The organism is Streptomyces sp. NBC_00414, assembly GCF_036038375.1.
GTDB lineage: Bacteria > Actinomycetota > Actinomycetes > Streptomycetales > Streptomycetaceae > Streptomyces.
Genome location: NZ_CP107935.1, coordinates 6347181 through 6373801, shown reverse-complemented (window position 1 = coordinate 6373801; position 26621 = coordinate 6347181). Strand labels below are relative to the sequence as shown.

The 26621-nt window shown below is 69.8% G+C and carries 27 protein-coding genes; 9 read left to right on the top strand and 18 right to left on the bottom strand.

What is annotated here, in order from left to right; genetic code table 11:
• Nucleotides 1–59: 59 nt before the first annotated feature.
• The 4 genes from rdgB to OHS59_RS27745 form a co-directional block, all read right to left on the bottom strand.
• Nucleotides 60–662, bottom strand: coding sequence for an RdgB/HAM1 family non-canonical purine NTP pyrophosphatase (rdgB, locus tag OHS59_RS27760; protein ID WP_328496078.1), 603 nt, complete (start codon nt 660–662; stop codon nt 60–62).
• An 82-nt stretch (nt 663–744) separates the two neighbouring features.
• The gene (locus OHS59_RS27755; protein WP_328496077.1) at nt 745–1149 is read right to left on the bottom strand and encodes a hypothetical protein; all 405 of its coding nucleotides are present in this window, start codon (nt 1147–1149) and stop codon (nt 745–747) included.
• A 171-nt stretch (nt 1150–1320) separates the two neighbouring features.
• Entirely contained in the window at nt 1321–2058 is a 738-nt protein-coding gene (gene rph / locus OHS59_RS27750) for a ribonuclease PH (protein ID WP_328496076.1), read from the bottom strand.
• A 104-nt stretch (nt 2059–2162) separates the two neighbouring features.
• Nucleotides 2163–2396: a PTS glucose/sucrose transporter subunit IIB gene (locus tag OHS59_RS27745; protein WP_307133230.1), complete on the bottom strand. Its 234-nt coding sequence runs from the start codon at nt 2394–2396 to the stop codon at nt 2163–2165.
• 229 nt (nt 2397–2625) lie between these two features.
• On the opposite strand from OHS59_RS27745, the gene OHS59_RS27740 reads away from it, so the two are divergent.
• The gene (locus tag OHS59_RS27740; protein WP_328496075.1) at nt 2626–3912 is read left to right on the top strand and encodes a PTS transporter subunit EIIC; all 1287 of its coding nucleotides are present in this window, start codon (nt 2626–2628) and stop codon (nt 3910–3912) included.
• 305 nt (nt 3913–4217) lie between these two features.
• Nucleotides 4218–5483 carry a PTS transporter subunit EIIC gene (locus OHS59_RS27735; RefSeq protein WP_328496074.1) on the top strand — a complete coding sequence of 422 codons (1266 nt, stop codon included), beginning with the start codon at nt 4218–4220 and terminating at the stop codon, nt 5481–5483.
• A gap of 76 nt (nt 5484–5559) precedes the next feature.
• Here OHS59_RS27735 and OHS59_RS27730 read toward each other — a convergent pair whose 3' ends face one another.
• On the bottom strand, nt 5560–6312 hold the full coding sequence (locus OHS59_RS27730) for an MBL fold metallo-hydrolase (RefSeq protein WP_328496073.1): 753 nt from the start codon (nt 6310–6312) through the stop codon (nt 5560–5562).
• Nucleotides 6313–6532: 220 nt separating this feature from the next.
• Here OHS59_RS27730 and OHS59_RS27725 point away from each other — a divergent pair, with 220 nt between their 5' ends.
• Complete coding sequence (locus OHS59_RS27725) at nt 6533–7018, top strand: type II toxin-antitoxin system PemK/MazF family toxin (RefSeq protein WP_328496072.1); 486 nt, start codon at nt 6533–6535, stop codon at nt 7016–7018.
• A 232-nt stretch (nt 7019–7250) separates the two neighbouring features.
• Here the strand turns inward: OHS59_RS27725 and OHS59_RS27720 are convergent, their stop codons facing one another.
• From OHS59_RS27720 to clpS, 7 genes are all read right to left on the bottom strand, one after another.
• The gene (locus tag OHS59_RS27720) at nt 7251–8201 is read right to left on the bottom strand and encodes a PLP-dependent cysteine synthase family protein (protein WP_328496071.1); all 951 of its coding nucleotides are present in this window, start codon (nt 8199–8201) and stop codon (nt 7251–7253) included.
• 25 nt (nt 8202–8226) lie between these two features.
• Nucleotides 8227–8505: a MoaD/ThiS family protein gene (locus OHS59_RS27715; protein WP_328496070.1), complete on the bottom strand. Its 279-nt coding sequence runs from the start codon at nt 8503–8505 to the stop codon at nt 8227–8229.
• A 141-nt stretch (nt 8506–8646) separates the two neighbouring features.
• Nucleotides 8647–8748 (bottom strand): putative leader peptide, encoded by a 102-nt coding sequence (locus OHS59_RS27710; RefSeq protein WP_313904860.1) that lies wholly within the window; start codon nt 8746–8748, stop codon nt 8647–8649.
• 88 nt (nt 8749–8836) lie between these two features.
• Nucleotides 8837–9259 carry a M67 family metallopeptidase gene (locus tag OHS59_RS27705; protein WP_328496069.1) on the bottom strand — a complete coding sequence of 141 codons (423 nt, stop codon included), beginning with the start codon at nt 9257–9259 and terminating at the stop codon, nt 8837–8839.
• A gap of 163 nt (nt 9260–9422) precedes the next feature.
• Nucleotides 9423–10883 (bottom strand): amino acid permease, encoded by a 1461-nt coding sequence (locus OHS59_RS27700; RefSeq protein WP_328499385.1) that lies wholly within the window; start codon nt 10881–10883, stop codon nt 9423–9425.
• A 466-nt stretch (nt 10884–11349) separates the two neighbouring features.
• Nucleotides 11350–11955, bottom strand: a complete 606-nt coding sequence (locus OHS59_RS27695) for a DUF2017 domain-containing protein (RefSeq protein WP_328496068.1) — start codon at nt 11953–11955, stop codon at nt 11350–11352.
• Nucleotides 11956–12055: 100 nt separating this feature from the next.
• Complete coding sequence (gene clpS, locus OHS59_RS27690; RefSeq protein ID WP_217455605.1) at nt 12056–12373, bottom strand: ATP-dependent Clp protease adapter ClpS; 318 nt, start codon at nt 12371–12373, stop codon at nt 12056–12058.
• Between the two features lie 109 nt (nt 12374–12482).
• On the opposite strand from clpS, the gene OHS59_RS27685 reads away from it, so the two are divergent.
• On the top strand, nt 12483–13811 hold the full coding sequence (locus tag OHS59_RS27685; RefSeq protein ID WP_328496067.1) for a nicotinate phosphoribosyltransferase: 1329 nt from the start codon (nt 12483–12485) through the stop codon (nt 13809–13811).
• 212 nt (nt 13812–14023) lie between these two features.
• Complete coding sequence (locus OHS59_RS27680) at nt 14024–14608, top strand: nicotinamidase (RefSeq protein ID WP_328496066.1); 585 nt, start codon at nt 14024–14026, stop codon at nt 14606–14608.
• Nucleotides 14609–14689: 81 nt separating this feature from the next.
• Here the strand turns inward: OHS59_RS27680 and OHS59_RS27675 are convergent, their stop codons facing one another.
• Both OHS59_RS27675 and OHS59_RS27670 read right to left on the bottom strand, forming a co-directional pair.
• A complete protein-coding gene (locus OHS59_RS27675) occupies nt 14690–15019 on the bottom strand; it encodes a hypothetical protein (RefSeq protein WP_328496065.1) in 330 nt (109 codons plus the stop codon).
• 124 nt (nt 15020–15143) lie between these two features.
• A complete protein-coding gene (locus tag OHS59_RS27670) occupies nt 15144–17489 on the bottom strand; it encodes an immune inhibitor A domain-containing protein (RefSeq protein ID WP_328496064.1) in 2346 nt (781 codons plus the stop codon).
• A gap of 467 nt (nt 17490–17956) precedes the next feature.
• Here OHS59_RS27670 and OHS59_RS27665 point away from each other — a divergent pair, with 467 nt between their 5' ends.
• Nucleotides 17957–18256, top strand: coding sequence for a hypothetical protein (locus OHS59_RS27665; RefSeq protein ID WP_328496063.1), 300 nt, complete (start codon nt 17957–17959; stop codon nt 18254–18256).
• A 132-nt stretch (nt 18257–18388) separates the two neighbouring features.
• Here the strand turns inward: OHS59_RS27665 and OHS59_RS27660 are convergent, their stop codons facing one another.
• Nucleotides 18389–19078 (bottom strand): RDD family protein, encoded by a 690-nt coding sequence (locus tag OHS59_RS27660; protein WP_328496062.1) that lies wholly within the window; start codon nt 19076–19078, stop codon nt 18389–18391.
• Between the two features lie 61 nt (nt 19079–19139).
• The gene (locus tag OHS59_RS27655) at nt 19140–20768 is read right to left on the bottom strand and encodes an RDD family protein (protein WP_328496061.1); all 1629 of its coding nucleotides are present in this window, start codon (nt 20766–20768) and stop codon (nt 19140–19142) included.
• 263 nt (nt 20769–21031) lie between these two features.
• On the opposite strand from OHS59_RS27655, the gene OHS59_RS27650 reads away from it, so the two are divergent.
• On the top strand, nt 21032–21553 hold the full coding sequence (locus OHS59_RS27650) for an SsgA family sporulation/cell division regulator (protein ID WP_443061508.1): 522 nt from the start codon (nt 21032–21034) through the stop codon (nt 21551–21553).
• 47 nt (nt 21554–21600) lie between these two features.
• On the opposite strand, the gene OHS59_RS27645 is transcribed toward OHS59_RS27650, so the two are convergent.
• Nucleotides 21601–23028: an FAD-binding oxidoreductase gene (locus OHS59_RS27645; RefSeq protein ID WP_328496060.1), complete on the bottom strand. Its 1428-nt coding sequence runs from the start codon at nt 23026–23028 to the stop codon at nt 21601–21603.
• 103 nt (nt 23029–23131) lie between these two features.
• Between OHS59_RS27645 and OHS59_RS27640 the strand changes: the two genes are divergently transcribed.
• On the top strand, nt 23132–24640 hold the full coding sequence (locus OHS59_RS27640) for a tetratricopeptide repeat protein (protein ID WP_328496059.1): 1509 nt from the start codon (nt 23132–23134) through the stop codon (nt 24638–24640).
• Between the two features lie 229 nt (nt 24641–24869).
• Here OHS59_RS27640 and hppD read toward each other — a convergent pair whose 3' ends face one another.
• Nucleotides 24870–26015, bottom strand: a complete 1146-nt coding sequence (hppD, locus tag OHS59_RS27635) for a 4-hydroxyphenylpyruvate dioxygenase (protein WP_328496058.1) — start codon at nt 26013–26015, stop codon at nt 24870–24872.
• A gap of 122 nt (nt 26016–26137) precedes the next feature.
• Between hppD and OHS59_RS27630 the strand changes: the two genes are divergently transcribed.
• Nucleotides 26138–26614, top strand: a complete 477-nt coding sequence (locus OHS59_RS27630) for an Lrp/AsnC family transcriptional regulator (protein ID WP_328496057.1) — start codon at nt 26138–26140, stop codon at nt 26612–26614.
• The last annotated feature ends 7 nt before the right edge of the window (nt 26615–26621 follow it).

Here is a 26621-nt window from a genome sequence, read left to right as displayed (position 1 = left end):
CCCAGGGGGAGGGCGGAGCCCCACGCCGGGCGAGGGGCAGAGCCGCGGCCCGGCGTGCCTCAGCCCAGCAACTCCCTCACCACCGGCACCAGTCCGCGGAACGCCTTGCCCCGGTGGCTGATCGCGTTCTTCTCGTCGGGGGTGAGTTCCGCGCAGGTGCGGGTGTGGCCCTCGGGCTGGAGGATCGGGTCGTAGCCGAAGCCGTGGGAACCGGTGGGTTCGTGGCGCAGGGTGCCGCGCAGCCGGCCTTCGACGACTCGCTCGGTGCCGTCGGGCAGGGCGAGGGCGGCGGCGCAGGCGAAGTGGGCGGCTCGGTGTTCGTCGGCGATGTCGCCGAGCTGGGCGAGGAGGAGCTGGAGGTTGGCCCGGTCGTCGCCGTGTGTGCCGGACCAGCGGGCGGAGAAGATGCCGGGGGCGCCGCCGAGGACGTCGACGCACAGGCCGGAGTCGTCGGCGACGGCCGGGAGTCCGGTGGCCTGGGCGAGGGCGTGGGCCTTGAGCAGCGCGTTCTCGGCGAAGGTGACGCCGGTTTCCTTGACGTCGGGGATCTCCGGGTAGGCGTCCGCGCCGACGAGGTCGTGCGGTAGATCTGCCGCGGCGAGGATCGCCCTCAGCTCGGTGATCTTTCCGGGGTTGCGGGTGGCGAGGATCAGGCGGGTCATGATGCTCACCCTAGCCAGGCGGACGCTCCCGTTCGCGTGCCGCCCGTGATCGTCCGCCGCCCGCCGGGGCCGGCCGGTGCCGCTACGGGGTGCAGACCTTGGTGAGCTCGCCCGCCGCGTCGGTCACGGAGCTGATGTCGGGTGTCTCGTCGCCGGCCTTGATGTCGTCGCGGACGTCGCCGACCGCCTTCTGGAGGTCGTCCACGGCCTTGTTGATGTCGACGTCGTCGGTCTTGTCGCCGATGGTGTCGAGGTTCTTGTCGATCGAGTCGAGTGCCTCGTCCGTCCGTGTCGGGTCGTTCGACGCGTTCTCCACGGCCTGCTGGAGGTCGGTGACGCTGTCGGCGATCGTGTCGGCGGTCTGGACGCAGTCGAGCGCCTTGTTGACGGCGTCGCAACCGGTGGTGAGCCCGGCCGTCAGCGCGACGGCTGCCACTGCTGCGGCGACGGCGGTGATACGGCGTGGTCGGCGGCGGCTCGCGGCCATGGAACGGTCCTCCCGTGGTCAGGTGCCCCCGAGGGCCCCGTTTCGTAGGCCTCAGGGCCCCCGTTTGGTGCTGGGCGGGCGAGACGGTGGTGTGCCGTTCACCCGCACCTGTAGGGACGCGACGGCCGGTGCCGTGGTTGCCCGCGACATCCGGCCGTCTTGGTACGTCCTTTACTTTCCGAGGACGGTATCAAGTGCCGTGCGCTGGGCGACAGCGAGTTCCGTGCAGCCGAGAACGGCCAGGTCGAGAATGGAGTTGAGCTCGTCGCGGTCGAACGGCTCGGCCTCGGCGGTGCCTTGGACCTCGACGAAGCGGCCGTCGCCGGTGCAGACGACGTTCATGTCGGTGTCGGCGCGGACGTCCTCCTCGTAGCAGAGGTCGAGGAGGGGGATGCCGCCGACGATGCCGACGGAGACGGCGCTGACCGTTCCGGTCAGGGGCTGCCGGTTGGCCTTGATGAGCTTCTTGCCCTGGGCCCAGGTGACGGCGTCGGCGAGGGCGACGTACGCGCCGGTGATGGCGGCGGTGCGGGTGCCTCCGTCGGCCTGGAGGACGTCGCAGTCCAGGACGATGGTGTTCTCGCCGAGTGCCTTGTAGTCGATGACCGCGCGCAGGGAGCGGCCGATGAGCCGGCTGATCTCGTGGGTGCGGCCGCCGATCTTGCCGCGGACGGACTCGCGGTCGCCGCGGGAGTTCGTGGCGCGGGGAAGCATGGAGTATTCGGCGGTCACCCAGCCTTCTCCGCTGCCCTTGCGCCAGCGCGGGACGCCTTCGGTGACGGAGGCGGTGCAGAAGACCTTCGTGTCACCGAAGGAGACGAGGACGGAGCCCTCGGCGTGCTTGCTCCAGCCGCGTTCGATGGTGATCGGGCGGAGCTGTTCGGGCGTGCGGCCGTCGATGCGAGACATGGCGAAGAGCCTAGTCGTATACGGGTGAGGGGCCGCCCCCGTACTGCGGAAGCGGCCCCTCAGGGGTGAGACCTCGCTGCTCGCGAGTCTCGTTGTACGGGGACTTACATCATGTCCTCGATGTCGGCGGCGATCGGGTCGGCGTCGGTGCCGATGACGACCTGGATCGCCGTGCCCATCTTGACGACGCCGTGGGCGCCCGCGGCCTTCAGGGCGGCCTCGTCGACCTTGCTCGCGTCGACGACCTCGGTGCGCAGCCGGGTGATGCAGCCCTCGACCTCTTCGATGTTGTCGATGCCACCGAGCCCGGCGACGATCTTCTCAGCCTTGCTGGCCATGTCCTACTCCCTGATCCGAACCGCTTTGTCGCAGCGCTTTGTCGCAGTAACCCACAGTTGGCCCATCTTCGCGAGCGGTTCCGGCGCCCCTGCCGAAGGATGGCGATCACGACAGCGCAAACCGTTCGCGAACCGTTCGCCGACTGGTCTACACCAGTTTTCAACGGCCGCCAAACCCATCCTGTTCCCGGGGGTGCGGAAGGCGCCGGAGGGACGCAGGAGGACACCCATGAGTGCCGACAGTGCGGCCGCGCCCGCGCGCTCCCGAGGGAGCGACCTGTTCCAGGGCCTGCAGAAGATGGGCCGCAGCCTCCAACTGCCCATCGCCGTACTGCCGGCGGCGGGCATCCTCAACCGGCTGGGGCAGCCGGATGTGTTCGGGGCCGACGGTCTGGGCTGGACGAACGTCTCGAAGGTGATGGCGGGCGCGGGAGGTGCGCTGCTCGACGGTTCGCTGGGGCTGCCGCTGCTGTTCTGCATCGGTGTGGCCATCGGGATGGCGAAGAAGGCGGACGGTTCGACGGCGCTGGCCGCGGTGGCGGGCTTCCTCGTCTACTACAACGTGCTGCGGCAGTTCCCGGAGGACTGTGCGCAGCAGGCGAAGGTGGTGGCCGCCGGCTGCCAGGCGCAGGACGGCTCGGTGACGGTCTTCACGTACCAGAATCCGGGTGTGTTCGGTGGTATCGCCATGGGGCTGATGGCGGCCTACTTCTGGCAGCGTTACCACCGGACGCGGCTCGTCGACTGGCTGGGTTTCTTCAACGGCCGCCGGCTGGTGCCGATCATCATGGCGTTCGTGGCGATCGCGTTCGCCGCGCTCTGCCTGTGGGTGTGGCCGCCGATCGGCCGGGGCCTGGAGGACTTCAGCGACTGGCTGGTGAGTCTGGGGGCGTGGGGTGCGGGTGTCTTCGGTATCGCCAACCGCGCGCTGCTGGTGATCGGGCTGCATCAGTTCCTGAACGTGCCCATCTGGTTCCAGTTCGGCAGTTTCACGAAGCCTGACGGAACGGTGGTGCACGGTGACATCAACATGTTCCTGGCGGGTGATCCGAACGCGGGTCAGTTCACGTCCGGGTTCTTCCCGATCATGATGTTCGCGCTCCCGGCCGCGTGTCTGGCCATGACGCACTGCGCGAAGCCTCATCGCCGCAAGGAGATCGGCGGTCTGATGCTGTCGATCGCGCTGACGTCGTTCGTCACGGGCATCACGGAGCCGATCGAGTACTCGTTCGTGTTCATCGCGCCGCTCCTGTACGTGATCCACGCGGTGCTCACCGGTGTCTCCATGGCGGTGACGTGGGGGCTGGGGGTGCACGACGGTTTCAGTTTCTCGGCCGGGCTGATCGACTACGTCATCAACTGGAACCTCGCGACGAGACCCTGGGCGATCATCCCGATCGGTCTGTGCTTCGCGGTCGTGTACTACGTGGTGTTCCGTTTCGCGATCACGAAGTTCGATCTGCGGACTCCGGGACGGGAGCCGGAGGACGAGGTCGAGGACGTGACGAAGGCGTAGCCCGCCGACGAGAGGCAGCGCGAGGCCCCCGGACCGACCCGGTCCGGGGGCCTTTGACGTGCGCTTCGGGAACCTTCGTCCAGTTATGCAATAACTCTCGCCACTATGGCCCAGGCCACAAAATTGGCGGGTTCCTTATCTCACCTTCACCGTGCTACAACAGGTCTACACCACTGAGTGGTGTAGACCACGCGGTCTCTGATCGCGTTCCCCGAAGACGCTGCCGTCTCCCTTTTCCCTGCTCGCAGGCGGCGCTCTGCCCTCCCCCGGCCGCCTCCGGCCGGGGGGACACCCAGGAGGAAGTTGTGACCACGGCCAGCGCCGCCCCCGCGGCTCCGAAGAAGAAGGGCTCCGGCGCGATGGCTGTCTTGCAGCGCATCGGCCGCAGCCTCATGCTCCCGGTCGCCGTCCTGCCCGCGGCCGCGCTCCTGGTGCGCCTCGGCAACACCGACATGCTCGGTCGCGAGTCGTTCCCCGCGTTCATAACCAAGATCGCCGGCTTCATGGCTGCGGGCGGCAACGCGATCCTCGACAACATGGCGCTGCTCTTCGCCGTGGGCATCGCGATCGGCTTCGCGAAGAAGTCGGACGGCTCCACGGCCCTCGCTGCGGTCACGGGCTATCTGGTCTTCAAGAACGTGCTCGCCACGTTCACCGACAAGAACCTGCCGCAGGTCGCGAAGGCCGTCGACGGCAAGGTCGTCATGGTCGACGCGCCCGTGGACGCCAAGGTCCTCGGCGGTGTGGTCATGGGCATCGTGGTGGCCCTGCTCTACCAGCGCTTCCACCGCACCAAGCTGCCCGACTGGGCGGGCTTCTTCAGCGGCCGCCGCCTGGTCCCGATCCTCTCCGCCTTCGCGGGTCTGCTGCTCGGCATCGTCTTCGGGTACATCTGGCCGGTCCTCGGCACGGGTCTGCACAACTTCGGCGAGTGGCTGGTCGGTTCGGGTGCCGTCGGCGCCGGCATCTTCGGCGTCGCCAACCGCGCACTCATCCCGATCGGCATGCACCACCTGCTGAACTCCTTCCCCTGGTTCCAGGCCGGTGAGTACGAGGGCAAGAGCGGTGACATCTCGCGCTTCCTGGCGGGCGACCCGACTGCAGGACAGTTCATGACCGGCTTCTTCCCGATCATGATGTTCGCGCTGCCCGCGGCCTGCCTCGCGATCGTCCACTGCGCCCGCCCCGAGCGTCGCAAGGTCGTCGGGGGCATGATGTTCTCGCTGGCGCTGACCTCGTTCGTCACGGGTGTGACCGAGCCCATCGAGTTCACCTTCATGTTCATCGCGCCGGTCCTGTACGCGATCCACGCGGTCCTCACCGGTGTCTCCATGGCGCTGACCTGGGCACTCGGCATGAAGGACGGCTTCGGCTTCTCGGCCGGCGCGGTCGACTTCGGCCTGAACCTGGGCATCGCGACCAACCCATGGGGCCTGGTCCTGGTGGGTCTGTGCTTCGCGGCGGTCTACTACGTGGTCTTCCGCTTCGCGATCACCAAGTTCAACCTCCCGACGCCGGGCCGCGAGTCGGACGAGGAACTGGCCGAGCTGCAGAAGGCCGAAGCCAAGTAGTCCCGAGGCTCCCCTTCGCCCCTGCTGAATTCCCCGGTCGCCCGTAGGCGGCCGGGGAATTTCGCATGCCGGAGGCTCAGATCTCGTACGTCGCTCGCGGCGTCGCCAGTTCCACCGGGCCGCGGAACACCTCGCGGGCGTGGTCCAGGTTGGTCTGGGGGTCCGTCCACGGTGGGATGTGGGTGAGGACGAGGCGGCGGGCGCCGGCACGGGTCGCGGTCTCGCCGGCCTCGCGGCCGTTGAGGTGCAGGTCCGGGATGTTCTCCTTGCCGTGGGTGAACGCGGCCTCGCAGAGGAACAGGTCCGTGTCCCGGGCCAGTTCGTCGAGCGTGTCGCACACGCCCGTGTCCCCGGAGTAGGTCAGCGACCGCCCGCCGTGCTCCACGCGGATGCCGTACGCCTCCACGGGATGGCTGACCTTCTCGGTGTGCACCGAGAACGGGCCGACCTCGAAGGAGCCCGGCTTGACCGTGTGGAAGTCGAAGACCTCGCTCATGGAGGAGGCGGAGGGGGTGTCCGCGTAGGCGGTGGTCAGGCGCTGCTCCGTGCCCTCCGGTCCGTAGACGGGGATCGGATCGCAGCGGCCGCCGTCATGGCGGTAGTAACGCGCGACGAAGTACGCGCACATGTCGATGCAGTGGTCGGCGTGCAGGTGGCTGAGGAAGATCGCGTCAAGGTCGTAGAGACCGCAGTGGCGCTGCAGCTCGCCAAGGGCACCGTTGCCCATGTCGAGAAGCAGCCGGAAGCCGTCGGCCTCGACGAGGTAGCTCGAACAGGCCGATTCCGCGGACGGGAACGACCCCGAGCAGCCGACGACGGTGAGCTTCATAGAGCAGAAACCTCCGCGGGCGGGGAGTGAAGACGGGGGTCGTGCGGTCCGTCGAGCGTAAGGCGCGAAAGGGCGGGTCGCTCCTCCGTCGAGGGCTGTTGTGGGGGAACTCACCTGCGGTGTCACCGGTTCGGGGGCGTGCGGGGCCCCGAACGGTCAGGGTCCGGCGGCCACGGGGCGGGCAGGCGTGGGCGCGGGCGTGGCGGGTACCGTCGTACGCATGGATACGTCGTGGTGGCTCGCGTTGGTGGCGGTGGTGCTGCTCGCGGGCGTCGCGACGTTCGTGGACGGGTGGGGGCGCGGACGCAAGCCCTCCGGGCGGCGGGGTCCCTCTCGACGGCCCTCGCGGCCCACTCGGAGGCCGCCGGGGCGGTCGGACGGTGTCCGGCGCTCGAACCGGCCTCGGCCCGCTGAGATCTGGTGGGCGAACGTGCCGTTCGAGGACGGGCCCGGGGCGAAGGACCGGCCCTGCCTGGTCCTGTCGGTACGCGGGCGGAAGGCCGTCGTCGCGAAGATCACCACGAAGTACCACGACGAGCGGGGCGGGGTCATTCCGCTGCCCGCGGGGTCTGTGGGGGATGCGCGGGGGCGCGCGAGTTTCCTTGAGACGGATGAGTTGCGGGGGGTGCCGGTACGGGAGTTCCGGCGGCGGGTCGGTGAGGTGGACGCCCGCGTCTGGAACCAGGTGCGCCACCTCGCGGGATAGGCCCTTTTTCCCCCGCCCCCGCCGCCCCTACCCTTCCCGTCACTGCATGGGGCTGCGCCCCTCGCCCCCTGATCGCGCTGCGCGCTCGTCCTCAAACGCCGGACGGGCTGGAGATAGCCGCGCGTCCGGCGGCACCTTCAGCCCGTCCGGCGTTTGAGGACCGGGGGTTCGGGGGCAGCGCCCCCGAGGCAGGTACGGGACGGGTAGGGGCGGCGGGGCGGAAAAGGCCCGGCTAAGCCCACAGTTGGCCCTGCAGCGTGGCGATCGCCTCTTCGGTCGTCGCCGCCGTGTAGACGCCGGTCGACAGGTACTTCCACCCGCCGTCGGCCACGACGAACACGATGTCGGCGGGCGACCCCGCGGCCACGGCCTTGCGGCCGACACCGATCGCCGCGTGCAGCGCGGCCCCGGTGGAGACCCCGGCGAAGATGCCCTCCTGCTGGAGCAGCTCCCGCGTACGGGTCACCGCGTCCGCCGAGCCGACCGAGAAGCGGGTGGTGAGCACGGACGCGTCGTACAGCTCCGGAACGAAGCCCTCGTCGAGGTTGCGCAGCCCGTAGACGAGATCGTCGTAGCGCGGCTCGGCCGCGACGATCTTGACGTCGGGCTTGTGCTCGCGCAGGAACCGGCCCACGCCCATCAGCGTCCCCGTGGTGCCGAGCCCGGCGACGAAGTGCGTGACGGACGGCAGGTCGGCCAGGATCTCGGGCCCCGTCGTCGCGTAGTGCGCACCGGCGTTGTCGGGGTTGCCGTACTGGTAGAGCATCACCCAGTCGGGATGCTCGGCGGCGAGCTCCTTCGCCACGCGCACCGCCGTGTTGGAGCCGCCGGCCGCCGGGGAGGGGATGATCTGCGCGCCCCACATGCCGAGCAGGTCGCGCCGTTCCTGCGAGGTGTTCTCGGGCATGACGCACACCATGCGGTAGCCCTTGAGCTTCGCGGCCATGGCGAGCGAGATGCCGGTGTTGCCGGACGTCGGTTCGAGGATCGTGCAGCCGGGTGTCAGCCGGCCGTCCTTCTCGGCCTGTTCGACCATGTGGAGCGCGGGGCGGTCCTTGACCGAGCCGGTCGGGTTGCGGTCCTCAAGCTTCGCCCAGATACGGACGTCGGCGGACGGCGAGAGCCGCGGCAGGCGCACCAGAGGGGTGTTGCCCACCGCGGCCAGCGGGGAGTCGTAGCGCATCGGTGATCAGAGCCCGGCAGCCCGGTCAGACCATGCCGCCGGCGACGGCCGGCAGGATGGTGACGCTGTCGCCGTCGGTGAGCTTGGTGTTGATGCCGTCGAGGAAGCGGACGTCCTCGTCGTTCAGGTACACGTTCACGAAGCGGCGCAGCTGACCCTCGTCCACGATGCGGGCCTGGATGCCCGTGTGGCGGCTTTCGAGGTCGGCGAAGAGGGCGGCGAGGGTCTCCCCGCCGCCCTCGACGGCCTTCTGGCCGTCGGTGTAGGTGCGGAGGATGGTGGGGATGCGGACCTCGATGGCCATGATTGCGGGCTCCTGTCGGAAGGCGGAAGGCGGGTCAGGTCTGGGTGCGCGCGGCAGCGCGGGAAGTGCACCGGAAAGGGCGGGGGACGCCGGTCGCGGCCCCGCGCAGCCGTGGCCCACACGGCCGTACGGCGGCAGGGATCAGCGCGTACAGATGGCGCTCTGCAGCCTGCACAGGTCGACGTGCAGCCGCGCCACGAGCAGCATGCCCGGCGTCTTGTCGCTCACGTCGTGGGAAACCATGGGCTCATCGTATCGATTCCCGGTCCGGGTCCCGGAATGTGATCTCAGATAGTGGATGAATTCTGCCCGAAGTATGGGATCCGTCGGATCAGTAGGCCTCCACCACGGAGACCTCCTCCTCGGTGACGACCCCGTCGACGATCCGGAACGAGCGGAACTGGAAGTCGCCGAGCCCGTCGGTGTCGGCGGTCGAGACGAGGACGTAGTGGGCGTTCGGCTCGCTCGCGAGGGAGACGTCCGTGCGGGAGGGGTGGGCCTCGGTGGAGGTGTGGGAGTGGTAGACGACCACCGGTTCCTCGTCGCGGTCGTCCATCTCGCGGTACAGCTTGAGCAGGTCCCCCGAGTCGAACTCGTAGAACGTGGGTGACATCGCCGCGTTCAGCATGGGGATGAAGCGCTCGGGGCGGCCGGTGCCCTCCGGGCCCGCGATCACGCCGCACGCCTCGTCGGGGTGGTCCCGGCGCGCGTGCGCGACGATCTGGTCGACGAGGGCCTGGGTGATGGTCAGCATGAGGTCAGGATAGGCAGACGGCAGCCCCGTACCGAAGGGTGGTACGGGGCTGCCCACATGCTGGGCGACGAGTGCCGGGCGCCCGGCGCGGAACTCGGCCGGGACTCCGTCGGCAGACCTGCTCGAATCAGCGGACCTGCTCGAATCAACCGACCTGCTCGAGTCAGCCGATCTTCTCGAACTCCGGTTCGCGGCGCTCGGTGACCTCCGGGTTGCGTGACTTCAGCACGGCCCAGCCGATGCCCAGCGCGACGGCCCAGCCGGCCATCACGTACAGGCAGACGCGGGATTCGGCGTCGTATGCGATGAGGCCGGTGACGAAGAGCAGGAACGCGACGGCGACCCAGCTGAACTTCGAGCCGCCGGGGGCCGGGAAGGGTGAGGCGGGCAGACGGCCGGCCTCGACGGCGCGGCGGTACAGGATGTGGCTGACGAGGATCATGAGCCAGGTCCAGATGCCCGCCGCCGTGGCCACCGAGACGACGTAGCCGAAGGCCTTCTCCGGGACGATGTAGTTCAGGATCACGCCGATGCCCATGCAGAGCATGGAGACGGTGATGCCGAACGCGGGCGTCTTGGTGGAGGACAGCCTGTTGAAGATCCTCGGGGCCTCGCCGTTGTCCGCCAGGGTGCGCAGCATGCGGCCCGTGGAGTACATGCCGGAGTTGCAGGAGGAGAGGGCCGCCGTCAGGACGACGAAGTTGACGATGGCCGCGCCGGCCGGGATACCGATCTTCGCGAAGGCCGCGACGAAGGGGCTGACGCCGGGCGCGAACTCCGTCCACCTCACGACACAGAGGATGACCGTGAGCGCGCCGACGTAGAAGAGGGCGATGCGCCAGGGCAGGGTGTTGATCGCCTTGGGGAGGGTCTTCTCCGGGTTCTCGGACTCGCCCGCGGTGACGCCGACGAGTTCGACGGCCAGATAGGCGAACATCACGCCCTGGAGGGTCATCAGGGACGAGCCGATGCCCTTGGGGAAGAAGCCGTCGACGGCCCAGAGGTTGGACACGGCGGCGGTGTCCCCCGCGGAGCTGAAGCCGAAGGTGAGCACGCCCAGGCCGATCACGATCATGCCGATGAGGGCGGTGACCTTGACCATCGAGAACCAGAACTCGATCTCGCCGAAGAGCTTGACGGAGATCAGGTTGGCCACGAAGAGCACGACCAGGAAGACCAGGGCCGTGACCCACTGCGGTATCTGCGGGAACCAGTAGTTGACGTAGATCGCGGCGGCGGTGAGTTCCGCCATGCCGGTGACCACCCACATCAGCCAGTACGTCCAGCCGGTGAAGTAGCCGAAGAACGGGCCGAGGAATTCGCGGGAGTACTCCGCGAAGGAGCCCGAGACCGGGCGGTAGAGCAGCAGTTCGCCCAGGGCCCGCATGATGAAGAAGATGATGACGCCCGCGAGGGCGTACATGAGGATGAGGCTGGGGCCCGCCTTGGCGATGTTCGCCCCGGCACCCAGGAAGAGGCCGACGCCGATGGCGCCGCCGATCGCGATCATCTGGACCTGACGGCTGCCGAGCCCGCGTTCGTAGCCCTCTTCGGAGGCGTCGCCGTCGGCGGCGCCGTTGCCGCCCTGCTCGTCGTCGTGCTTGCCGACCTGCACCGAGGTCATGTCCATGCGCCTTTCTCCATGCCGGTCCGAGCCTTCGTCGGCTTCGGTCCGGTTTCCGATCCCCCCGGATTACTGGAGTCGCACGGGCTCCCCGAGCCCGCTGAACGGCCTCCCCGAGGCCGCCCGCGCCTGGCCGACGGTGGTCGGCTCAGTGGCGCACCCGGCAGGACGTGGGTGGTGTCCCGCCGAGCGATCGTGAAGATTTATCACGGCCGCAACATTCGGCATTCGCGCTGCTTGTAGCGCATGCCACAGGAAGAAGCGGACATAGGACACCCGGGCCCACATAGCAGGCCCGGGTGGTGATGTGATCGTTATCCGGATTTGAGCGTCCGCTGAGCGAACGTTTCATGTCACGTCATGGACCACCGCGCGCTGTACGACCGTCTGTTTCGCGTCGCCCGACCGTCTGTTTCGCGTCGCCCGACCGTCCGGGTCGCGCCACACGGCCGATCACCGCTTCGCGTCAGGGCATCAACGTCTCGACCAGCGTCTCCTGCAGCCCGCCGAGCCACAGGTACGCCATCACCATCGGCTTGCGCGGGTCCTCGTCGGGGAGCCGGTAGAGGAGGTCCGTGTCCTCCTCGTCGACGACGTCCAGCCGGGAGCCGATCGCGAGGCGCAGGTCGTTGAGGGAGCTGAGCCACTGCTTCGACTCCTCGGGGCTCAGCTTCAGGACCGCTCCCCCCTCCCCCACGGCCGCGACGCCGTCCAGGGTGCGGATCACCACGAGGGCGTTCTCCCGCTTGCCGGCACGCAGGTCGTTCTCGGTGAAGCGCCGGAACTCCGAGGAGTACGCGCGCTGCTCCTCGGCCTGCTCGGGCGAGGTGGCCTCGACGTCGGGGCCGCTGTACGCGTCCGGGAAGAGGCGTTTCAGCACGGGGTCCGAGGGCGGCTCGCTCGGCCCCTCCGCGAACAGTTCGGCGAGCGGGTCGTCGGAGACGTCCCCGCCCGGGCCCGGTCCGATGAGCTCCAGGAGCTGTACGGCGAGGGAGCGGATGATCGAGATCTCGACCTCGTCGAGCGCGACGGCCGCGCCGCCGCCGGGGAGCGGTTCGAAGTGTCCTGGCATCAGGTTGCGTCGCTACTTCCAGTACAGCGCGGGCGTCGGGCGGGTGCCGGTCCAGCCGTGTCCGGCAGGATCAAGTCCGGCTCGGTCGTCTCCGGCCGGGTCACTTCCGGTCGTGCTGGAGGGTGGCCCACAGACCGTAGCCGTGCATGGCCTGCACATCGCGCTCCATCTCCTCACGGGTGCCGCTGGAGACAACGGCCCGGCCCTTGTGGTGGACATCCATCATCAGCTTCGTGGCCTTGTCCTTCGAGTACCCGAAGTACGACTGGAAGACGTAGGTCACGTAGCTCATCAGGTTGACCGGATCGTTGTGGACGATGGTCACCCAGGGGACGTCGGGCTCGGGTACGGCGAAGACCTCCTCAGCCGACTCGGTCTTTTCGGTCTCTAGGGGTGCGGGAGCCGTCACACGGCCCATGCTGCCACCACAGGTGGGTGCCCGGCCAAACGAGCCCTGGAAATCACGCGCACCACCCGCGAGCACCACAAATCGTCAGAGTGACGAGATAGGGGTAGCATCTCCGGTCATGAACACTGCGGACCTAGGGCTGCCGGTGGATGTGCCGTCGACAGCGCTCTTCACGGACCACTACGAGCTGACCATGCTGCAGGCCGCCCTCAAGGGCGGCACCGCCGACCGGCGTTCGGTCTTCGAGGTCTTCACCCGCCGGCTGCCCGAGGGCCGCCGCTACGGTGTCGTCGCCGGAACCGGGCGGGTCCTGGACGCGGTGGAGAACTTCCGCTTCGATCCGGACGTCATCGGCTTCCTGCGCGAGCGCAACGTCGTGGACGAGCCGACCCTGGAGTGGCTGGCCGCCTACCGCTTCGGCGGGGACATCTGGGGCTATCCCGAGGGCGAGGTGTACTTCGCCGGATCGCCGGTCCTTCGGGTCGAGGGTTCCTTCGCGGAGTGCGTGCTCCTGGAGACCGTGATCCTCTCCATCCTCAACCACGACTCGGCCATCGCGGCCGCCGCCTCCCGGATGGCCTCGGCCGCCGGCGGGCGCCCGCTGATCGAGATGGGCGCCCGGCGCACCCACGAGCTGGCCGCGGTGGCCGCGTCCCGCGCTGCGTACGTCGGCGGCTTCACCACCACCTCCGACCTGGCCGCGGGCTTCCGCTACGGCATTCCGACGGTCGGCACGTCCGCCCACGCCTTCACCCTCGTGCACGACACCGAGCGGGACGCCTTCCGGGCCCAGGTCGACTCCCTCGGCCGGGGCACCACGCTGCTCGTGGACACGTACGACGTCGCCGAGGCCGTGCGCCTCGCCGTCGAGGTGGCCGGGCCCGAGCTCGGGGCCGTCCGGATCGACTCCGGGGACCTGCTGCTCGTGGCACACCGGGTACGGCAGCAGCTGGACGACCTGGGCGCCACGAAGACGCGGATCATCGTGACCTCGGACCTGGACGAGTACGCGATCGCCTCGCTGGCCGCGGCGCCCGTGGACGCGTACGGGGTGGGCACCCAGCTGGTGACGGGTTCCGGCCATCCGACCTGCTCGATGGTCTACAAGATCGTCGCTCGTGCCGAGTCGGCGGATCCGAAGGCTCCGCTCCTGCCGGTGGCCAAGAAGTCCTCGGGTGGCAAGACGTCCATCGGCGGCCGCAAGTGGGCCGCGCGGCGGCTCGACGAGCACGGGGTCGCCGAGGCCGAGGTGATCGGCCTGGGGGCGGTTCCGGCCGAGCTCAGCGACCGTCAGCTCCTGGTGCAGCTCGTCAAGGGCGGCCAGGTCGTCGCCCGCGAACCGCTGGACGTCGTACGAAACCGGCACGCGCGGGCCCGCGCGAACCTGCCCCTCTCGGCGACCCAGCTGTCGCGGGGGGAAGCCGTCATTCCGACCGAGTACGTGTGAGAGACGCGGGCCCGGACCGGCGACGGCCCGGGCCCGCAGGGGAGTGAACGGGCGGCAAGCCGGGAAAGGGCACCGCAACGACCGCACCCTCCGCCATGCCCGCAAGCCGTCGGACTCGGCCGCACGGAACCCGCGCGACCAGCCCTCCACGACCCGCACACAATCCCCCGGCCTCCCCGCGGAGCGCCTCGCCAAGCCGAAGGACACCGACCATGCGCCGCGCCCTGATCGTCGTAGACGTCCAGAACGACTTCTGCGAGGGAGGCAGCCTCGCGGTTTCCGGCGGGGCGGATGTGGCCGCCGCGATCACCGAACTGATCGGGCAGGCCCCGGCCGGCTACCGCCATGTGGTGGCGACCCGCGACCACCACATCGCGCCGGGCGGCCACTTCGCGGACAACCCCGACTACGTGCACTCCTGGCCCGCGCACTGCGTGGCCGGCACCGAGGGCGTGGGCTTCCACCCGAACTTCGCTCCGGTGGTCGCCTCCGGCGCGATCGACGCCGTCTTCGACAAGGGCGCGTACTCGGCGGCGTACAGCGGCTTCGAGGGCGCCGACGAGAACGGTGTCTCGCTGGCGGACTGGCTGCGCGAGCGTGGGATCACGGAGGTCGACGTCGTGGGCATCGCCACGGACCACTGCGTGAAGGCCACCGCCCTGGACTCCGCCCGGGAGGGCTTCCGCACCCAGGTCCTGCTCGACCTCACGGCCGGCGTCGCCCCGGAAACCACGTCCCAGGCCCTGGAGGACCTGCGCGAGGCCGGCGTGGAACTGACCGGCAAGCCGGTGGTCTGAAGGCGCCGCCTCCAGGGGCGCGGGGGACTGCGCGATCAGCCCCCCACCGGGGCGGAACCCTTCTACAGGGGCGGAGCCCCGCTACAGGGGCGCCGCCGGCAGCCGCATCAGCGAGCGAATCGGATGCCAGAGCTCGGACGCGACAGCGTCCACCCCCGGCGCCGTACGCCATATGAGCCCATCGGGATGGTGCAGGACGGCCGTGATCTCGTCAGGCGTGGGAGGCTGCCCGTTGCCGCGCAGATACACCGCCCGCAACCCCAGATTCCGCAGCCGCGTCAGCGCGCGGGCGCGGTTCTGGGCATGCACCAGGACGCGTACCGAACCGGTGCCCGCGGCGAGCGGCCGGGGCAGGTTCAACGCCACCACGACGGTGCCGTTCGGCAGCCTGCTGAAGCCTCCTGCAGCCATCTGGTCATACCCCCGCGAGATCCGGTGTCAATAAGAGAGTCACAGGACGCACCTAAACACGATCGGCCGCAACCCGCCAGAGGGTTGCGGCCGATCATGGTTTGACCTGCGAAAACGTCTCTTACTACTTCGCGGAGGAGACCTTCACCTTGATCGTCGAGCCGTCGCGCGACTCCCTGACGATCGAGATCTTGGTGTTGGTGTCAGTGATCTTGACACCCCCGGTCGGGTTGGCCGTGTCGTAGTACGTGTTCGTGCGGTCGTTGAAGACCCGGTTGCCCGGCTGCGCATTGATCTTCGTCACGACGTCCGCCTTGTGCAGCGTGAGAGCGTCCGTCTTGTACGTGCTGAACGGCGAGTCGTAGGACTGGATGCGGTTGCGCATCAGCGAGCCGTCGGACCACTTCAGCGCCTTCGGGTGGGCGTCCACCGGCAGCAGCAGACCGGTGCCCGGGTGCTCGCTGACGTTGTTGTCGCGCTGGGAGGTGTCCCACTTCCAGATCAACAGACCGTTCTGGTACGGGAAGTGCTCCACCCAGGACGGACGCGTGGACGCGAAGCCGAAGTTGTACGGGCCGACCTTGAGGGTCTTGTCGTACGACACGTACTGGCGGTTCTCGGCGATGTAGTACTGCGCGTAGTCCTTGGTGAAGGACGCGCCGATACGGGAGAAGCCGACCGACTTCCAGGCGGCGTCGGCGCTCTCGGCGTTGTCCGAGAAGAGCGCGGAGCCGTCGGCGGTGACGGTGATCTCGTCCGCCGCGAAGCCCGTCTGGGCCACGCCGCCGTCGGTGGAGTAGCGGAAGCGCAGGTCGAACTTCTGGCCCGCGTAGGCGTCGAGCGGGTACGACAGCTTCGTGTAGGCGGCGGCGGTGCCGGTCAGCGCGGGGCTGCCGCTGGCGTCACGCGGGATCGCCGCGCCGTCGACCGTTCCGTCGATCGCGGTCCACTTGGCGCCGCCGTCGGTGGAGACCTCGGTGTAGAGGTAGTCGAAGTCCGTCTCGATGTCGTAGTACCCGTCGAGGGTCAGCTCGGCCGAGGACTTGCCCGTGAGGTCCACGGAACGGGTCAGCGTGTTCTTGAGGTTGTTCGCGCTGCCGCTCCACCACTGGGTGGCGCCCTGCGCCGGGGGGACGACCTCCGTGGTGACCGCCTTCTTCGGCAGCTCGACCACCAGCGCCTGGGCGTTCTTGGTGTTGTACTCGGACACGCCCAGCGTGTGGTTGGAGCTCTTCGCCGCCTTGGCCGTGTCGTACTTCAGCCAGCCGAGCTGGAGCTTGTCCCACGCGGTCATGTCACCGGGCAGGTCACCGATGGCGTTCTTGCCGGTGCCGAGCCACGAACCGGAGGACATCAGGGTCCAGAACGCCGTGGAGTTCTCCGCGGTGTTGGTGGTGTCGTAGTGGTCCGGCAGCCCGAGGTCGTGGCCGTACTCGTGGGCGAAGACACCGAGTCCGCCGTTCTCCGGCTGGATCGTGTAGTCGCCGACCCAGATGCCGGAGTCGCCGATCTGCGCGCCGCCCATCTTGTTGCCCGTGGGGCCGGTGGCGCCGGCGTCGGTGCCGAACGCGTACCAGCGGTGGGCCCAGATCGCGTCGTCGCCCTGGGCGCCGCCGCCCGCGGACTCGTCCTCGCCGGCGTGCACGATCTGGAAGTGGTCGATGTAGCCGTCGGGCTCGTTGAAGTCGCCGTCACCGTCGAAGTCGTTGCGGTCCCACTTGTCGTAGGCGGACAGCGCGGACTTGATGTCGGCGTCGGACTTGCCGGCCGCCTTCTGGGCGTCGACCCAGGCGTTGACACCGTCGGCGACGGCGTTCCACGCGCAGGTGTCGGGGTCGCACTTGTTGGAGCCGTAACGGGCCTCGTTGTAGGGCACCTTGACCCAGTCGGAGACCGTGCCGTCGATGGAGTAGCGGCCCGAGGACTGCTTCTCGTAGTACTTCTTCATCGACTCGACACCCTTGCCGGTGCCGAAGTACAGGTCCTGGTAGTGCTCGGTGTTGTAGTCCGCCTTCCAGTCCGTGCTGTTGTCCTCGGCACGGTCGGGCTGGGCTATCTGGTTGTGCAGCGGGCCGGGGGTGCCGCCGTAACGGCTGTCCACCTTGTCGCCGAACTCGACGAGGATCGTGAAGATCTCGTCGGTCTTCTCACGGCCGAGCTCCACGTACTTGCCGTTCTGGAGCTTGACGACCTGCGAACCGCCGCGCTCGACGGGCTTGGCGTCACCGGAGATGACCCGCTTGAGGGCCTCCTCGCGCTGGGCTTCCTGACGGTCGGTCAGGGGACCCTTCAGGTCGTGCTCGTGCTCGGCGTCGTCCCCGGCGCGCGCCGGGTCCTGCCGGTTCGCGGCCGCGGCCGGCTGGTCGCCGGCGTCGGCCTGCGCCACTGCGAAGGTCGAGAACGTGGCAGCGGCCGCTGTGAGCGCCACACCCACCGCGGCTGCTCTGAACGTCCATGGTCTGCTGATCACTTGATGCAGTCCTCCCTCGCGCTCGGGCGCGCGGATGGAGGGTGTCCAGGTCTTGGAGTCCGCGCGCGCTCTATGCGCGTCACAAGTGACGACATTCGATCGGAGTTGAAGGAGAAAAGACAGACCTTGACTTGCACAGGTCAAGTGGGCTATGCACCGGCGGCCCCGCGTCGCGTTCCACTACGGGTCCGCTCACGCCGATCGGTGTACCGCTCAACAGGCGCGTTGAAAAGCCGGGTTGGCAGAAGCCATGATTCCGTGCGCCCCCTGTGCTCCGGCACCGTGGGTTAGGTCACGCTTACTGCTCGTTCCCCTCGGGCAGACAGCCGATTAGAGTCGGTTGGCGGTGCGCCGGATATCCGGTGATTTGCCAAGCGAGACCGTTGCCACAACCCCTATTTCTTATCCGCACCCTCCCCCATGCGAGAGGCACCGGGGGGAGACCCCCACCCCGAGGACGGAATGCCATGCCTCGTCCGACCGCCGCACAGCTCGCCTACGGTTCATGCACCGTGCTTTTCTCCACGCTCGCCATGCTGCTGCTGTCACAGACGAGTTCGGGCCTGGGAGTCGTGGTCATCGCGCTCTCCGCCCTCGTACTCGGCCTCCTCGTGGCCATGACGGTTCCCGCGCCCAAGCCCGCCGCGGCCCCCGTGACGCCCGCCGCCCGCCCCTCGCCCGCCGCCGTCACGGAACAGCGTGTGCCGGCCCGGCGCGAGACCGTCGCCGCCGCCAGCGCGTCCGAGCCGATACGCGAACGCGCCTGACGCCACGTTCCCAACGGGCCCGTCCCGCACGGGCCCACCATCATGCACGGGCCCGTTCCGCACCGGCCCGCCCTGCGCCGACCCGCCTGATTCACGCTGCCGCTTGCCGGCCGCCGCCCGCTGTCGGGCGGTTCAGCCGGTGCTGACCACCACCGTTTTGGCCGCCTTGTCGTGCAGCCCCTGCTTGTACGGCTTGTCGAAGAAGCTCCAGCCACCGGCAATGGCGGTCCAGACGCACGCGCAGCAGAACGCGAACGGCACCCACAGCACCAGCGCGCGGACCAGTGAGGTCTGCACGGAGGGCGTGGAGCCGTTGTCGAGGTTCGCCACCCGCAGGTGCAGCCACTTCTTGCCGAGGGTCTGTCCCGACCTGGTGGTCAGGAAGGTGTCGTACCCGACGTAGAGCAGCAGGGCGATCAGGGACTGCCCGAACGACTTCCCGTACTGGATCTTGTCCGTGTCCACGTCGTACTCGTTGACGCCGAAGCCCCATGTCAGCAGCCACACCACGATGACGACGAGGACCATGTCGATGATCCGCGCGAGCACGCGCTTGCCGCTGTCCGCGAGCGGCGGCATCCCGGCGAGCGGGTCGTTGTTGTACGGGCCGCCGCCGTAGGGGTCACCACCGTAGGGGGCCCCGCCTCCGGGAGGCGGCGGCGCGGCGCCGTACGGGGAGCCGGCGCCCGGGGCACCGGACGGCGGGGTTCCGTACGGGGAGCCGCCACCCTGTTCCGGCGGCGGCTGCTTCCTGAACGGGTCCTCGTCCGGCGGCTTGTGGAACGGATCGTCGTCCGGCGGGGGCGGCGGCTCGGTCGTCATGTCCCGAGTCGACCGCGAACCCCCGCACCGCGCAATGGGGGACGGCCGTCCGGGGTACGCGTCAGCCGGCGACGAACGTGTGGGCCGCCTTGTCGTGCCAGCACTGGCGCCACGGGCGGTCGAACAGACCCCACACGACACCCACGACACCGATGACGAGGACGCCCGGGACGCTGTAGACGAGCCAGCGGCGCAGGGCCAGGCCGAACGACGGCGGCTCGCCTCCCTCGATGTCCCGCACCTGGAGACCGAACAGCTTCTTCCCGAGGGTGCGGCCCCACCTGGCCGTGGGCAGCGCCTCGTAGAGGACACCGAAGACGATCAGGACGGCCAGGACGATGCCCAGATAGAGGGCTGTCGTGCCGTCCAGCAGCCACACCGTGACCGTCTCGCCGGAGAGCTTGGCCGCGTCGATCTTCCCGTTGACGTGGTCCATGGCCCTGGTGCCCAGCGGGACCGCGGCCGCGCCGGTGACCGCGGCCAGGACGAGCGTGTCCACGAGACGGGCGGCGAACCGCTTCCCGAGCCCCGCCGGACGCGCCTCCGCCTGTGAGCGGACGACCGCCTGGAAGGGGTCCTCGCGCACCGGCTTCCACGGCACGACGGGCTGGTCCTCGTCCGGCCCGGCCAGCCGGTGCACCTGCTGGGCCCAGGAGGGCTGTCCGCCGCCGAGCCCCGCGCTCATGGGCGCCTGAGCACCGGACTGCGGGGGAACGGTGGGGGTGGACTGCGGTGCGGGCTGCGGGGTGGACTGCGGGGTGGACTGCTGCTGCGGGGCGGCGGGGGCCGCTGGGCCCGGCTGCGCCGCGGCCGCGGGGGCCTGGGCCGCCGGTGATGCCGCGGAGGACTGGGCCCCGCGCTGCTGCCCCGCCCGCTGCGACGTACGTCTGAAGCTCATCGTGCCCTCGGCGGCGAGGGGTTCGCGGGAGCCGGGCACCCCGGGCAGCCCTGAGCCCGTGGGGCCGTCGGCGCCGGCCCGGGCGGCCGCGGCGTCCGTGCCCGGGGTCTGCGCGCGCCCCGCTCCGGACGCGCCCGCGACATGCGCGCGCCCGGCACCCATGGCACCGGCCGATCCCGTGGCTCCGGCGGGCCCCGCGGCACCCGTGGGACGTACCGGACCCGTGGGCCTGCGGAAGACGACCGTGCCGCCGGAGAGGGGAGGCGTGGGCGCCCCCGACTCCCCCGCGGAATCGGCCCCTTGGAACGTGGCCGTGCCGTCCGTGTGGTCCGACCTGCCGTCGGGCTGCGCGGACGGCTGGGACGCCTGGAGCGGCGGTGTGGGCTGCGCGGGTCGGGCCGGCTGCGCGGACTCCGACGGAACGCGCGGGTCCGGTGAACCCCAGCGGACCCGGCGGTCCGGATCGCCGCCGAAGCCGGTCTGCCGGGAGCGGTCGGCGCCCCACGCGGTGGCCGGTTCGGGGCGGCTGCCGTGCTGGGCCTCGGCGGGCGACGGTCCCGCGGCGGGCGGGTCCTCGTCGAAGAAGTGCGGGCCCGTCTCCTCCGTGGAAACCGGGGCGGGCTGCGCGCTCGCGGGCGAACCGAGCGGGTCGCTGCCGGACGGCGCCGGACGGCTGGTGCCCGGCACCCATGCCGCACCGTTCCAATACCGGACATATCCAGGAATGGAGGGGTCCGGGTAGTACCCTTCGCGGGGCCTGTCGTCGCCGGGTGCCGGGGTTGGGGCGCTCATGTCCGTCGTCCCGTATCTGCTCGGGGGTCGTGTTGAGCGTCCACATCTATCAGACGGGCGCAACCGCCACTGCCGCTCCTGGCGTACCTACCCCCTTCGAGCAAGGTTCCCCCACCTTTTCCGGCCTCCGCGCGGTATACGCGTGGCCTCTCGGGGAACACGCGAAAAAAGTTCTCCGGACCGGCGTAATGCTTCGGACTTCGCGCCCTCTCACTCGTACGGGCCCGCTCCTCGGGCCGCGGACACGAGAGGAAGCGGGCGACATGAGCGGCGAGTCGAACAACGGCACGAACAACGGGATGAACAGCGGCGTGAACACCGTGGTGGAGCGTGAGCTTGAGCTCAAGCTGGTCCTGTCTCCCGAGCGCAGCATCCCGGTGCCGGCTCTGCTGACCTACCACACCGACGATCCGTACGCCGTCCACGTCACCTTCCACATCGGCACCGACCACCCCGTGAACTGGACCTTCGCGCGCGAACTGCTCGTCGAGGGCGTGTTCAGGCCGTGCGGGCACGGGGATGTGCGGGCCTGGCCGACGAAGGTAGGCGGGCGCGGCGTCGTCCTGATGGCGCTGAGCTCACCCGACGGGGACGCCCTGCTCGAAGCGCCCGCCGCGCAGGTGTCGGCGTGGCTGGAGCGCACCCTGCGGGCGGTCCCGCCGGGCACCGAGGCCGACCGGCTCGGTATCGACGACGGTCTCGCCGAGTTGCTCGCGCCGACCCCGGCCGACGATCTGTGGCTGTCCGACCCGTGGCCCTCGGACGAGTCCAAGGACGGGGAGTGAGGGGGGGAAGAGGGGAGGGAGGGGGGCTGTCAGGTCCTTCGGGGCTGTCAGAAGAGTTTGCCCGGGTTGAGGATGCCCAGGGGGTCGAAGGCCGTCTTCACCGCCCGCTGCATCTCGACGCCGACCGGGCCGATCTCACGGGCCAGCCACTCCTTCTTGAGGACGCCCACACCGTGCTCGCCGGTGATCGTGCCGCCGAGTTCCAGGCCGAGGGCCATGATCTCGTCGAAGGACTCGCGGGCGCGCCGGGACTCGTCCGGGTCGCTCGCGTCGAAACAGACCGTCGGGTGGGTGTTGCCGTCGCCCGCGTGGGCCACGACCCCGATGGTCAGCCGGTACTTCTCGGCGATCCTGTCGACCCCTTCGAGCATCTCGGCGAGCCTGGAGCGCGGGACGCACACGTCGTCGATCATCGTCGTGCCCTTGACCGCCTCGAGGCCGGTGAGGGACAGGCGGCGGGCCTGGAGGAGCAGCTCCGACTCGGCCGCGTCCTCCGCCGGTACCACCTGGGTGGCGCCCGCCGCCTCGCACAGCGCGCCGACCGCGGCGAGGTCCGCGGCGGGATCGTGTGTGTCGAAGGCGGCGAGGAGCAGGGCCTCGGTGCTCTCCGGGAGACCCATGTGCGCCATGTCGTTGACGGCCTTCACCGTCGTACGGTCCATCAGTTCGAGGAGGGACGGCACATGGCCGCCCTCCATGATCCGGCAGACCGCGTCGCAGGCGGCGGCCCCGGACGGGAACTCGGCCGCGAGGACCAGTTGTTGTGGCGGTTGGGGCTTCAGGGCGAGGGTCGCTCCGACGACGATGCCGAGCGAGCCCTCCGAGCCGACGAACAGGCGCGTCAGGTCGTATCCGGCGACGCCCTTCGCCGTGCGGCGGCCGGTGAACATCAGGCGGCCGTCCGCGAGGACGACGTCCAGGCCGAGTACGTACTCGGCCGTCACCCCGTACTTCACACAGCACAGGCCTCCCGAGGCCGTGCCGATGTTGCCGCCGATCGTGCACATCTCCCAGCTGGAGGGGTCCGGCGGGTAGTAGAGGCCGTGCTCGTTGACGGCGCGGGAGAGCGTGGCGTTGATGACGCCCGGCTCGACCACCGCGATCCGGTCCACGGGGCTGATCTCCAGGATGCGGTCCATCTTCGTCAGGGACAGCACGATGCAGCCCTCGGAGGCGTTGGCCGCTCCTGACAGGCCCGTGCGGGCGCCCTGCGGGACCACCGGGATGCGCAGGTCCGTCGCGGTGCGCATGACGTGCTGGACCTGTTCGACCGTGCGCGGCAGCACCACGACGGCGGGGGTGCCCGCCTCGCAGAAGCTGGCCATGTCGTTGGCGTACGAGCTGGTGACGTCCGGGTCGGTGAGGACCGCCTCGGCCGGCAGGCCCGTGAGGAGGCGTTCGGTGAGACGTTCGGTGAGGCTGCCCACCGCCACGGCGTCTTCATCGGGTCGGGCTTCGATACGGCTCATGATCACAGCGTCGCACTCGGGGCCATCGGTGTGAACCCCGCCCGCGCGAGGCTTTCCGTGCCGGGGTGGTGGCCGGATGTGCTCTTCGTACTGACGCACAGTGATCGGTATGGAAAGCGGTGTGGAGTGCGGCACGGAGGCGAAGCCCGCCTCGGGCGCGGAGTCGGCCCCGGGGGCGGCGGCCCCGGCGGTGGCGGCCCCGGCGGCCGGGCGTGAGGTTTTTCTGCGGCGGGCGCTGGCCGGGGTCGTCGTGGGCTGCTTCGTCCTGGGGGGTGTGCTGGTGGCGATGCCCGACGGGGATCGCCGGCCGCCGCCCTCCCCGGGGCCCCTGGCGCGGGCCGTGACCGCGGTCGGGTCCGGGGCGCCGGCCTCGCTGCCCGATCTGGTCGCGCTGATCGGCGACCGCGAAGCGCATCTGCGGGCCCATCCGGGTGACGTACGGACCTGGGCCGAGCTCGGGACCGCGTACGTGGAGCGGGGTGAGCGGACCGCTGAGCCGCGGTACTACCCGAAGGCCGACGCGGCCTTGCGTACGTCGCTCGCGGGGCGGCCGAAGGGGAACACCGAGGCGTTCCGCGGGATGGCCGTGCTCGCCAACGCCCGGCACGACTTCCGGGCCGCGCGGAAGTGGGGCGAGGCCGCGGTGGCTGCCTCGCCCAGGCGGTGGACTGCCTATCCGGCGCTGATCGACGCGTATCGGGGGCTGGGGGATTACAAGGCCGCGCGCAAGGCGCTGGCCCGGCTCGTCGAACTTCCCTCGGGGGGCGGGGAGTCGGGGGGTCCCGCGTCCGGGGCGCAGGTGCTGGGCCGGGCCGGGCTCGTGTATCGGGACCGGGGGTGGCGGGAGGACTCCGCCGCCGCGCTGTCCGACGCGGCGGCGCTCGCCTCCGCTCCCGCCGAGCGGGCCGACTGTCTTGTCCGGGTCGGGGAGCTGGCCTGGGAGCGGGGGGACGCCGCCGAGTCGCTGCGTTCCTACGAGGCCGCGCTGCGGGCCGATCCCGGTGAGCACGCGGCGCAGGCCGGGCAGGGCCGGGCGCTGGCCGCGCTGGGGCGGGACTCGGAGGCCCTGCGGGCGTATCAGTCGGCGCTGGCGAGGCAGCCGCTGCCGCGGTACGCGCTGGAGCTGGGCGAGTTGTACGAGTCGCTGGGGCTCGGCGGGGCCGCGCGGGCCCAGTACGACGTGCTGCGGGCGCGGGTGCGGGAGGGGGGCGCGGGGGGTGTGAACGACGAGCTGGTGCTCGGGCTCTTCGAGGCGGATCACGGGGACGCGGGGAGTGCGGTGCGGCGGTTGCGTGCCGAGTGGGCCCGGCATCCCTCGGTGGCGGTCGCGGACGCGCTGGGGTGGGCGTTGCATCGGACCGGCAAGGACAAGGAGGCGATCGGGTTCGCCACTCGGGCCACGGATCGGGTGCGTGGTGGCGGGGTGCGGTTCGCTCCGTACTCGTATCACCGGGGGGTGATCGAGCGGTCGTTGCGGGATTTCGGGTCCGCTCGGCGGCATCTGGGGGAAGCGCTGCGGATCAATCCGAGGTTCTCGCCGCTTCTGGTGCCTTCGGCGGAGAAGGCCTTGGAGGAGCTGGGCGAGCCTGAGGTTGAGGGCGAGCGGGCGTGGCGGTAGTCGGTGGGTCGGGGCCGTGCCGGTACGTCGAGCCCGTGGCCGTCCGGGTGTACGGCCCTGCGATGGAGTGAGTTCGGTTGATTGCAGGAGCCCTACGCGACGGGCCGCGACGGGCCGGCACGGCCCGCTCCCGTTGCGCTGCCGGCTCGGGTCGGCGTGGGCTTCCGTGGTGGTATGTGCGGGTGCGGCCCCGCGGTGGGGGCCGCGGGGCCGTTCTCCGGGGGGAGTTCTAGAGGTTGCCTCGACGCTCCTGCTCTCGTTCGATCGCCTCGAAGAGTGCCTTGAAGTTGCCCTTGCCGAAGCCCATGGAGCCGTGGCGTTCGATCATTTCGAAGAAGACCGTCGGCCTGTCCTGGACCGGCTTGGTGAAGATCTGCAGGAGGTAGCCGTCCTCGTCCCGGTCCACGAGGATCTTCAGTTCGCGCAGTGTCTCCACGGGGACCCTGGTCTCGCCCGCCCACTCGCCGAGGGTGTCGTAGTAGGAGTCCGGGGTGTCGAGGAACTGGACGCCCGCGGCGCGCATGGCGCGGACCGAACGGACGATGTCGTTGGTGTTCAGGGCGATGTGCTGGACACCCGCGCCACCGTAGAACTCCAGGTACTCGTCGATCTGGGACTTCTTCTTGGCGATGGCCGGCTCGTTGATCGGGAACTTGACCTTGAGCGTGCCGTCGGCCACGACCTTGGACATGAGGGCGCTGTACTCGGTGGCGATGTCGTCGCCCACGAACTCCTTCATGTTCGTGAAGCCCATGACCTTGTTGTAGAAGCCGACCCACTCGTTCATCCGGCCGAGTTCCACGTTGCCCACGCAGTGGTCTATGGCCTGGAAGGTTCGGTGGGCGGGGGGTTCGACGATCGGGGCGGCGGTCGTGTAGCCGGGGAGGTACGGGCCGTCGTAGCCCGTGCGCTCCACCAGGGTGTGGCGGGTCTTGCCGTACGTGGCGATCGCGGCCAGGACCACCGTGCCGTGCTCGTCCTTCACGTCGTGCGGCTCGGTGAGGGGGGTCGCTCCGTGTTCCACCGCGTAGGTGAACGCGGCGCGGGCGTCCGGGACCTCGATGGCGAGGTCGATCACGCCGTCACCGTGCTCGGCCACGTGCTCGGCGACGAAGGTGCCCCAGGGGGTGGTGGGCCTGATCACCGACGTGAACACGAACCGGGCCGAGCCGTTCTCCAGCACGTAGTTCGCGGTCTCCCGGCTGCCGTTCTCCGGTCCGGAGTAGGCGACGAGCTTCATGCCGAAGGCGGTGGAGTAGTAGTGCGCCGCCTGCTTGGCGTTGCCCACGGCGAAGACGACCGCGTCCATTCCCTTGACCGGGAAGGGGTCTGCCTGCCGCGCGGTGTGAGGGGTGTGGTGCGTGGTCTGTGTCATGGGCGCAGACTCTCGCCGTTTTGCAAGGTGCGCAATCGTTTGCGAATCTGCTGAACAATCTGTTCAGTGGAAGGTCTGGTTCGACTAGCGTTCTGTACAGGGTGACCACTGTGGAGGGGCTTGTGGCGATCGATCGTTTGGATGGGCGGCTGCTCGTGCTGCTCGCCGAGGAGCCGCGGATCGGTGTGCTGGAGATGTCCCGTCGGCTGGGTGTCGCGCGCGGGACCGTGCAGGCGCGGCTGGACCGGCTTCAGTCGAATGGAGTCATCCGGGGGTTCGGGCCGCAGGTGGATCCCACGGCTCTCGGATATCCCGTCACCGCTTTCGCGACCCTCCAGATCCGGCAGGGGCAAGGCGCGGACGTCCGGGCGCACTTGGCGACCGTGCCCGAGGTGCTGGAACTGCACACGACCACGGGCAGCGGGGACATGCTGTGCCGGCTCGTGGCCCGGTCCAACGCCGATCTTCAGCGTGTGATCGACCGGGTTGTCGGTTTTGATGGCATTGTCCGGGCCTCCACGGCGATCGTCATGGAGAACCCCGTTCCGCTGCGGATCATCCCGCTGGTGGAGCAGGCAGCGAGGGACGACGACGGCTGAGGCTACC